The 10351-nt window shown below is 41.8% G+C and carries 8 protein-coding genes and 1 riboswitch; of the genes, 5 read left to right on the top strand and 3 right to left on the bottom strand.

What is annotated here, in order from left to right:
• Nucleotides 1–581 precede the first annotated feature (581 nt).
• Nucleotides 582–2498, bottom strand: a complete 1917-nt coding sequence (locus tag AAC037_RS10500; protein WP_339902953.1) for a D-arabinono-1,4-lactone oxidase — start codon at nt 2496–2498, stop codon at nt 582–584.
• A 169-nt stretch (nt 2499–2667) separates the two neighbouring features.
• Nucleotides 2668–2763, top strand: a riboswitch (TPP riboswitch).
• A 67-nt stretch (nt 2764–2830) separates the two neighbouring features.
• Here AAC037_RS10500 and AAC037_RS10495 point away from each other — a divergent pair.
• The 5 genes from AAC037_RS10495 (at nt 2831) to AAC037_RS10475 (ending at nt 7923) form a co-directional block, all read left to right on the top strand.
• Nucleotides 2831–3553 carry a class I SAM-dependent methyltransferase gene (locus AAC037_RS10495; RefSeq protein ID WP_339902952.1) on the top strand — a complete coding sequence of 241 codons (723 nt, stop codon included), beginning with the start codon at nt 2831–2833 and terminating at the stop codon, nt 3551–3553.
• Nucleotides 3554–4606 (top strand): AIR synthase family protein, encoded by a 1053-nt coding sequence (locus AAC037_RS10490; protein WP_339902951.1) that lies wholly within the window; start codon nt 3554–3556, stop codon nt 4604–4606.
• Nucleotides 4603–5250: a thiamine phosphate synthase gene (locus AAC037_RS10485; RefSeq protein WP_339902950.1), complete on the top strand. Its 648-nt coding sequence runs from the start codon at nt 4603–4605 to the stop codon at nt 5248–5250. The genes AAC037_RS10490 and AAC037_RS10485 overlap by 4 nt, the downstream gene beginning before the upstream one ends.
• A complete protein-coding gene (locus tag AAC037_RS10480) occupies nt 5247–5531 on the top strand; it encodes a Trm112 family protein (protein WP_339902949.1) in 285 nt (94 codons plus the stop codon). Before AAC037_RS10485 ends, AAC037_RS10480 begins: the two co-directional genes overlap by 4 nt.
• A gap of 436 nt (nt 5532–5967) precedes the next feature.
• Nucleotides 5968–7923 (top strand): hypothetical protein, encoded by a 1956-nt coding sequence (locus tag AAC037_RS10475; protein WP_339902948.1) that lies wholly within the window; start codon nt 5968–5970, stop codon nt 7921–7923.
• Between the two features lie 488 nt (nt 7924–8411).
• Here AAC037_RS10475 and AAC037_RS10470 read toward each other — a convergent pair whose 3' ends face one another.
• Entirely contained in the window at nt 8412–9806 is a 1395-nt protein-coding gene (locus tag AAC037_RS10470; RefSeq protein WP_339902947.1) for an MATE family efflux transporter, read from the bottom strand.
• Nucleotides 9807–9977: 171 nt separating this feature from the next.
• Nucleotides 9978–10351, bottom strand: a 374-nt coding sequence (locus AAC037_RS10465) for an arginase family protein (protein ID WP_339902946.1), incomplete at its 5' end; no start/stop codon positions are given.

Genomic DNA, 10351 nt, shown 5'->3' with positions numbered 1-10351 from the left:
TAACGCCGAAAATCTACAAGGCGGAAGTTAATATATTCGTCATTCCGAGACTTTGTAGGGGCTTTTCGTAGAGAAAGTCGATGGAATCTCAACAATAGCGAGACTGCCACACCCTTGCCTCTCCTCTGCCCTCCCCTAAGGGTTCGCAGTGACGCGTTTCCTCGTCATTCCGAGACTTTGCAGGGGCTTTGTGTAGAGAAAGTCGAAGGAATCTCCAGAGAATTGGGATCGTCCCCCCTTTGTCCCTCTTTAAAAATAGGGGGTCTTACCTTATCTGTCCTTCCTGTGTCTATTTCAGGAAAGGAACTGCTTGACTAAATAAACCTAATTTTACCAGTAAGTATAGAATCGAACTGAAGTTAATCGAAAGAAGCCTAAAGGACTTCAATAACAATAGCCACGGGTGAAACCCGTGGACGGCCAATTCCACACCTATTCCTCAACCCCGATAGCGGGTTGAACAATTCCTCTTATCATAGGCCTTATCCTATCATAGGTTTAGGCAATTAGGTATCAAAGCTACTTTAAAGGGATTCCGAAACTTGAAAACAATATAATTAAACAACCACTCCGAATAGAAATTATGAATCCTGAATCCGTTCCAAAAATGCATTTTTGAAAGTATCTCCGCCAAAAAAGGCCTGCTGCAGCTCCCAGTCTTTAAATCTAGGAAAAGCTTTTTCAACCCTTGCTCTGTACCAGGGCTCTACGGAAAGCCCCCAATGTGGTATGGCTCCGAAATCCAACAATTCTCTTTCTAAACGCCTAAATAGCGGTAGGCTGCCGGTTACTCCTTTCACACTTACCAATTCAATCATACAGGTATCGTGCTGATTCATCATGGATAGATGGGCATCACATTGTTTAACAAATCGCAATGAAAAGGGAGCAGCCAATAAGTGATGGTAGGCCTGAGCCTCTTCACAAACCTTAATGATCAAATCTACTGCATCAAAAACCCGCTCCAATGGAAAACCAAATTCTACGGCATAGCCATAAAATTTTAACTCTCCCAAGCCCTGGTCCAAGACAAAACGGCAGTCGTCCTCAAAACCTCCGCCTTCATCACCGCTATGGTCAATCAATCGATGAATGGAGTTATTGGTCATGGCAGGAATGGACTGGTGGTTTTTATTGAATACCCAAGGGGAAAGCCTTCCAGAAATGGCTATTCCTGATATAAATGAAGAAATATAATTCCGCTCCCTGCCGGCCTGTTTCCTATTGGATTTTTCACAATAGTTTCTGGTGGTTACCAAACATTTTCTTTTTTTCCCCTCTTCAGTTTCTGCAGAAAGGTCACAATAGGGGTTGATCAACACCTCAAAATGTCGGTGTTGATTAATGAAATGATGTAAATCCTCTTTTTGCATCTCTGCTTTAAGCTCCTCCCAATTGTACCTTTTCCGTTCCTCATACAGCCGGTAATTGGGTTGGGCTTCCAGAATCATGGAGAAAACAATCCCGATAGATCCTATACCAACCATAACCGCATTGAACTTTTCATCGTCCTGGATCAATTCTATGCCATATTTTTTTACCTCTTGGTCCTTATTAAATGCCTCCGGATCGGTAATCCCATCCGTAGGTTCTACGCGATAGATCTTGCCTCCTTTACCTACAATGGTCATTGACTTGGCAAAAGCTGAGACCGGACCAATCCCTATGCCCGAACCATGGGTAGAGGTGGCAATTGCTCCGGTAATCGACTGTATGCTGGACCCTCCCTGGTTAATCAAAGCAAAGCCATGATGGGTCAAGGCTTCTATTAGGTGCCTGATCTTGGTTCCACCCCCTGTTTCGAAAAGGTAGTGCTTTTCCAAAGACTTTTTATTTCCATAATTCACTTCTACATCGAACCCCTCCTTATATTCCTCTTTTATCCATTCTTTGGCAGGCCGTTGGGTCATGTTCATGTTTTGGGTGCAAACCAAGAAATCTTCACATTGAGCCACTGCCGTCAAAGCATGACCGGAACCTACGGCTCGGACTTTTCTATTTTCTTTCTCGGCATTTTTCACCAATTCACTTACCTCGGTCAAACCTTTGTAATCATACCAATTGCAGAACTCCCCCTCAGGAGAAAAGTTTTTATAATCCCCATTTCCGGGTACAAAAAATCGCAAGGGTTCTGAGGAATGGTTGCCATACCAATTGCCCCACTTTTGCCGATGCGGCTTATCCTTATCAAAAAAATCATCCTTGGTCAATTCTTTATCGAGCGACAAAAACACACGCTCATGGTCCACCATATTTTTATTCAATTGGGATTCAATCAGCCTCCTTACGAATCTGGGCGTCACCATAAAATTGATAAAACTCACCCAGCGGTTTCTTTTGGTCCTGGAACAATGATGGGTAAGCGTATCATCCAGCACTTCTATATGTTTCGGTACGTTCTTTCGATTAAATATCACCTGAACCAACAAGCCAAAAAGTACCCATGAAACTACTGTGTTACCTTTCTTCCAGGTAATAAATTTTGTTAACGTGGACATGTATCTAATCTTATATTTCAAAAATCCTTAAACAACTATCTAATTTATCGAAAATATTAAAAACACACATGATTTCTCCTTAATTTATTTCTAATTCAGTATTTACATAAATAAAGGCTTAGCCAAGACTTCTTGCTTTACATAGGTTATTCAATATCTTTGTGACCATATTGAATGCACGGGGTGCTGGATTTTAATCCGGCTGAGATAATACCCGAAACCTGATTTGGATAATGCCAACGTAGGGATGCAAGCCAGATTTCCTTTTGTGATTTGAAGCTACATTCCACTGGTTTTATCCGGTCGAATTTTTTTTTTAAATAAATGACAAAATGGAAATAGAAAAACAAAAAATGGGGCTGATCCCACAACAACAAAGAAACTGGCAAAATAGACCTGAGTGGTTCTTCAACAGAGACCATACGGATACTTATGAACTTTGGTATGAGGGCAGGTATAAAAGAGCTGAAGTTTGGCAGAAAAAAGTAATGGAACAGCTGGTCACCAAAGACAAAAGGGTAAAAACCCTATTGGAATTTGGCTGTGGTACCACAAGATTTACAAGATGGTGGAAAGAAATAGGCATTGAGTCCACCGGAGCAGACATCTCCCCTTTGATGTTATCACAAGCCATTCATTTGTTTGACGGCGACTTGGTGATGGCAGATTCACACCATATGCCTTTCAAAGACCATACTTTTGATTCTTTGGCCTTTATTACCACTTTCGAATACTACAAAGATCCGGTCAAGGTAATCCGTGAAGCAGCAAGGGTTGGAAAATACGGTATAGCCATGGGGATGATGAACAAAAACTCTCCCAAAGTTCTTCGACGTAGGGTTCAGCAAGCATTCGGTAAGAATCCTTTTTATGTTACTGCTACCTTTTACACCCCAAAACACCTTATCAAAATCATCGAAGAGGCATTGCAAGGGCGAGACTACACCATCACCTGGTCTTGCACCGGTTTGCCTAAGTGGTTTCCTGTCCAACAATGGAACATGCCCTACGGGGATTTCTTTGGTCTTTATGTTCAGTTCAATGATGTCAAATAAATGAGCGAAAAACCAGGAAAGATTGATGAACATTTGTTGGGTAATTTTATTACCTCACGCTGCGGAAAACCCAATGAAGATGTTCGGGTGAAACCCGGCTTTGGCATTGATGTATCTGTGGTGGCCTTGGCCGGAGACCAAGGCATGGCACTCACTAGTGATCCACTATCCTTGATTCCTAGCTTGGGTTTACAAGAATCAGCCTGGCTATCAGTTCACCTGATGGCCAATGACATGTCCACCACCGGCTTCGCGCCTCAATTCGGTCAGTTTGTTTTGAATTTACCGGCTACTTTTAGTCAGGAGGATTTTAAAGTGTATTGGCAATACATTCATCAATATTGCACTGCCTTGGGAGTGAACATCACCGGAGGACATACCGGTTTTGTGGAAGGACAAAACTCCACCATTGCCGGAGGAGGAACCTTTATTAGTATTGCACCGCTGGAGCAAATTTTAACCAGTACCAAAGCACGGGCCGGAGACAGTTTACTGCTAACCAAGGGCGCTGCTATTTCCTCTGCTGCTATTCTGGGCATGTGCTTTCCCCAAACCGTTTCCAACAAACTTGGGAAAGAAATTTACCGGCAAACAGCAGCCTCATTTTACCAGACTAGCTCTTTGAAAGATGCGCTGGTGGCTAGAGGTAAACCTGAAAACAAAGCTGTCACGGCCATGCATGATGTTACGGAAGGTGGCGTTTTGGGAGCTGTTTACGAAATGGCCACAGCAGCCAATTGTGGTGCAGTAATAGAAGAACAATTGATCCCTGTCGGCGAAGTTCAAAAGGCTGTTTGTCAACTTTTTGAACTGAATCCAAATCACTGCATAGGGGCAGGAGCCATGTTGATCGCTTGCAAAAAAGATAAAGTTCAAGAAATCATTGACCGGTTGGATGCGGAAAATATTCCTTGTGCTGAAATTGGCCGGCTGACTGATGCAGGGCAAGGTATTTTGCTTCAAAAGGAAGACAAACTTACCCCTTTACCCTATCAATCTGTCGATCCTTATTGGGCTGCATTTTATGAAGCGTATAAAAAAGGATGGAAATGAAAAAATTAAACTTGAAAGCGGAAAAAGGGATTTATCTGGTGATTGACCCATCAGACAAAACTGAAGACGAGCTATTTTCTATATTAGAGCAGTTGTTTACCTTCCCACTAATTGCCGTTCAAATTTGGGATCATTTTGGGGAAAAGCAGGATGCGGTGGCATTTACCAACAAAGTAGTCAATATGGCTGCTGCTTATGATTTTCCAATATTGGTAAATAACCGATGGGATTTGCTGAAGCTGAGCCATGCTGATGGTATTCATTTGGACAGCATTCCGGTAAATCTATCCAGAATCCCTGAATTTGCCGAAAAGAATCATTTGGTAGGATTGACTGTAAATAATGACATGAATCTGATCCATCAGGCAGACAGCCTGGGCTTCGACTATGTTTCTTTTTGCTCCGTCTACCCTACATCCACCACGCAACATTGTGACTTGGTTAGTTTCGACTCCATTAGGAAAGCTGCTGAAATTACAGCCCTTCCTGTTTTTTTAGCAGGGGGAATTAAGACCAAGCACCTAAATGAGTTGCATGCACTCCCCTATTCGGGAATTGCCATCATATCCGGGGTGATGCAAAATGAAAACCCCGTGATGGCCCTACAAAATTATTTTAATTCAATTCAAAAGAATCAATCATGAGATTATCCACTATAAATAAACTATGTTGTCCATTTGATAAAGCCGATTTAACGCTTACTACAATTACAGAAGACACCGAGAAGCGCGTTTTAGAAGGCTGGCTCCATTGCACTCAATGCAAAAGGATTTACCCAATTGTAAAAGGTTTGCCTATAATGAACCCTGATGAGTACAGAGAGCTTTCTTTAGAAAAACCATTGCTAGAGAAATGGAGCAAACACCTGGAGGGAAAAACGGTAAGCAATTTCAGATTGACTGAGGGAGACCAAACAGCAGAGTAGGCAAAACCTCAAGTTGAGTAACACATTCATTGTGCCCATACTCCTTCCCAAAATCAAATATAGATGGAAGATATTTGGGTCAGTTGAAACCAACCAAAAGCCGGAATAGTCTAAACTGTTCCGGCATTTTTGTACTAAAGCAAGGCTTCTAAGGTGTTTTTCTGAATGGTTAATGTGACTTTGACCTGAGAGGCTATGGATTTCCCTTATATCCTCAGCTTGTTCTGGTTTACTTTTAGGAAAGGTTTTTTCAGGAAGAGGAACAACTACTATATATTCCGGGTTACCATTTATTATCCCTCTTAAAGTTGATTTACTTCACTATTAGAATTGGCACCAAAAATTTAAAGGCCACAGTTTACCACAATAATCTTTATCGTTTATTCTAACTTAATTTCTATATTGAAGCGGACAAAGATTCCTTTCATAGTAATTTATGCGATTAAAAAGACCTAGAATTCGGCGAAAGATTTTATTTACCCTTGAAAGGCAGTTGGTGAAGGGTGCCCAGTACCAATTGCTGGTCGTAGCTGCTTTGATAGGTATGATTTCAATCATTGGTGGCTTGTTGGTCGTTCCTACCAATAGCCCTAGCCAAACCTTAGGTGAAGCCATCTGGTGGGCCTTTTTAAGGCTCACCGATCCCGGTTATTTGGGAGACGATCAAGGAAATTGGCGGCGTTTTATTTCCACCTTATTGACCCTTGCCGGCTATGTTATTTTTCTAGGCTCTCTGGTTGCGATTATTACCACATGGATGAACCGAAAAATCAGGCACTTGGAACAGGGGCTAACACCTGTGACAGCCAATAATCACTTGGTCATATTGGGATGGTCCAACCGGACCATTCATATTGCAGCAGAAATTTTTCAATCTTCGGCAAGCTTAAAGAGGCTTTTTGACAAGTTAAATATTAAAAAATTACAACTGATTATTCTTTCTGAAGAGGTGAGCCCTTTTCAAATGCAGGAACTCAAGGACAACCCCATGATTGGCCGTAGGGCGCATGAAATAATTTTAAGGACAGGAATGGCCATTGACAGGGAACATTTGCGGAGAGTAGATGCTTTGAATGCCTCTGTAATCATTATTCCCAGTCTGGCCTATGACCGAAAGGAATTGATCAATCCGGACATCGAAACCATTAAATGTTTGCTTTCACTGAATGCTGAAGCAAGAAAATTTAACATTAGCAAGCTTCCTTATGTGGTGGCAGAAATTCAGGATGACAATAAAATTAATGCTGCTTACAGGTCATACAGTGGCCCACTTGAGGTTGTTGGTAGCAATGCGATTATCAGTCGGCTGATGGCACAAAACATTCGTCACCCGGGGCTTTCTCAGGTTTACAATGAGCTATTGGCTCAATTGACAAAAAACAATATTTTCACAAAGGCATTTCCCGAAACCGTAAACCACTCATTTGGTACTGTCAAAAAGGCTTTTTCCAAAGCCATCGTATTGGGAATAGTAAGGGAGGAGAAAGGAAGCTTTTACCCTAATTTAAATCCTGACAGAAAGCAATTAATAGAAGAAGGAGATCAGCTAATTTTAATCACCCAGGATTTTTCTGACCTGGAACCGGATTTGGAAACGCTTGAGAAAAGCAGTTTGCCATTTTCTGAAAAAAGACCATTGCTTGTGGAAGAGCAGACCGGTGTTATTAGAATATTGATTTTGGGCTGGAATGAACATGTTCCTTCGCTAATCAAAGAATTGACAACCTACGAAGATGAAACCTATTTTATTAGACTTGTCTCTTTGAAACCACTTCAAGACAGAAAAAAGGATTTTGGCATTGTCAGTGAGCTTCCGGATAGAATTGAGATTGATCATATAGTGGCAGACTATGTAAGAGAGTCTGTGATCAAAAGAATTGAAGCGGAAACTTTTGACCATATATTAATGCTAAGTAGCGATCGGATGGAGGAAGAGGAAGAAGCAGATGCAAGAACAATGGTTGGCTTTGTACTCTTGGAAGAAGTTTTGGAGCGATCAGTAAAAAACCCCTCCATCTTATTGGAGTTGGCAGATCCAAGTAACGAGTCTCTATTAAAACCATTCCAAAGTGAAGTGATCATTAGCCCCTTGGTCTTAAGTCACCTTCTGGCAGGTATCGCCATACAAAGGGAGCTTTATAGCATTTACAATGAGCTCTTCACAGTAGGAGGTCCGGAAATGATTTTTCGGAAAATCGAGGAATACGCCATCGACGGTTCTACGGCCTCTTTTTCTGAATTAGAAGCCCATGCTGAGTCACATGGTGAAACAGCATTGGGAGTTTTCATAGAAAGAGCCAATGGCAAAGAACTTTTATTGAATCCGGCAAAAGAAAAAGTGTTGAACCTAGCAGAGGTGGACAGTCTGGTGATCCTTACTACAGTTTACTAATGCAATAGCGTTGATAAATTAATTCAATACAGCTGCTATTAGACAAAGAATATAGACTGAATTCCAATTTTCCTTGTGGTAACATATTTACCTATTCAACTCAAATTATGCAATAAAATTCTTGATGCCTATCCTGATTTTGTTCAGGGAGGATTGCAATCGAAAGATTGAGGATTCTAGCCTAGTATCCCCAGGCTAAAATTGAAACCAGCAACGAAGTGACTGATTTTGATTCGATTTCAACCTGCAACGGAAAGCTATTGAATAATTCAGAGAAAAGGCTTCAAGGGGCATTTGGCTACATTTCATACCCCTAATAAATACATTTGAATACCCTCCTGAAGAATTATATTCGATAAATTTGATAAATGAATAAGGTGAAGCTCAAACGGACAAATTATACCTTATCAAAACCTATTTTCCTAGGCTACCGGTATTGAAACAACCGGTAGCTTTTTTTGCTATTACCCCTATTCCGTTTAATGGTTTTAGGTTTTTACAAACTTCCAATTTCCTCTTCTAAAAAACCATAGCGCGATCAAGGCATGCAAAGAATGACAAAAGGCAATGGTAATAAAAATACCCAAGGTATTGAGATCAAGAACAATGGCTAAATAATAAGCTAAAGGAATTTCTAATAACCAAAATACACCAATATTAATATAGGCAGGGGTTTTGGTATCTCCTGCCCCATTAAAGGCTTGCACCATCACCATGCCTACCGCATAAAACACATAGCCAAGTACTGTTACTTTCAAGCCCACTGCTGCAATGGATCTTACAGCAGCCTCTTGTGAAAAAATTCCGGCCAAATGATCTGCAAAAAACAAATAAAACAGGGTAACCGATGCCAGGAAAATGAAATTGTATCGGGCAGTAAGATAAGTAGCGATTTCTGCTCTAAATGCTTTCCCTGCCCCAAGATTCTGCCCCACCAGGGTAGCCGCAGCTGCAGACAAGCCCCAGGCAGGCATCAGGCTGAATAGCAAAATCCTAAAAGCAATGGTATATCCGGCCACAGCCGCACTGCCAAATTCTGATGCCATACGTGTGAGCACTATCCAGGCTGCAGAGTCAACCAAAAATTGACCCATGCCTCCCAGTGATATTTGGATGATCTTTTGAAGGGTTTTCCAACGCACCATCAGGTTGCTGGCCCGAATCACCAAGCGATGCTTTCCATTGAGTAGGTGGTACAATTGGTACAGCACCCCAATACTTCTTCCGATTGTGGTGGCCCATGCTGCTCCTGTTAAACCCAAGCCTTCGAAAGTTCCCAAACCAAAAATAAGCAAAGGGTCTAACAGGATATTGAGTCCATTGGAAATCCACAAAGCCCGCATGGCCAAATGGGCCGACCCAGCACCGCGGAAAATACCGTTGATTAGAAACAATAACATCACAGCAGTGTTTCCGGCGAAAATAACCTTGGTATAAGAAGTCCCTGTTGCCAAAACTTCAGCCTCTGCTCCCATCAACTTCAAAATTTCTCCGGCATAGAGAAATCCGGCAATGCCCAGAGCCAAAGAAACGAATATACCTACCAACAACAATTGAAAAGCCAGGGTACCCGCTTGCTTGAATTTTTTCTCGCCAAATCTCCTTGCAACCAAGGCTGTACCGGCCATGCTAATCCCTACACCAAGTGAATAAATCAATGTCAACACAGCTTCTGTGAGCCCCACTGTGGCCACGGCATGTTCCCCAAGCTTGCCTACAAAGAATATATCTACCACAGCAAAAAGAGATTCCATGACCATTTCCAGAATCATAGGAATTGCCAAAAGAAATATTCCTGTTTTAATGGGCAATTTGGTAAAGTCCTGTTCACTGCCACGGATGGCAAGCAAGATCATGCGATAAATGGAAAGAAGCTTCTTCATGCGGAGTTCAATTGCCTATGACTGTATTCTTGGGACCAGTATTCCCTCATCCGGTAAATAAAAGACTAGTCAAACAAAAGAAGTTCCGATGTGATGGGCAGAAATTCTATAGAAATCTACCTTCAGGTTCCCTGATTGATGTATCCCAAATAGTTGATCGTAATACTACACTTAGGACCAAGAAAGTTTTCCTTGTGAAAGCCCTACCAAATTTGCCACCCTATACAATATTCTGGCGCCTACATTGGCATCCCATTCATCCCCGTTTTCTCCCGGGGCAACTTCTACCAAATCAAAACCAATGACCTCCCTTCCTGACTTGACCAGGGTTTTGATAAGGTACATCAATTGTTGAAAATCCAACCCTCCCGGCACAGGTGTACCGGTATTGGGGCATAAATTGGGTAAAAGGCCATCGATATCAATTGTCAAGTACACCTTTTCCGGTAAATCCGCAATGATCCTTTTACATAAGTCACTCCAGTTGACTCCCTGGAAAATGGCTTCTTTGAGTTGGTTGTCCGTATACATTGTAATCCTTTTAT

The sequence above is a fragment of the uncultured Cyclobacterium sp. genome (genome assembly GCF_963976465.1).
Lineage (GTDB): Bacteria > Bacteroidota > Bacteroidia > Cytophagales > Cyclobacteriaceae > Cyclobacterium.
The sequence above is the reverse complement of the archived record's forward strand: the minus strand, read 5'-3'. Positions and strand labels throughout refer to the sequence as shown.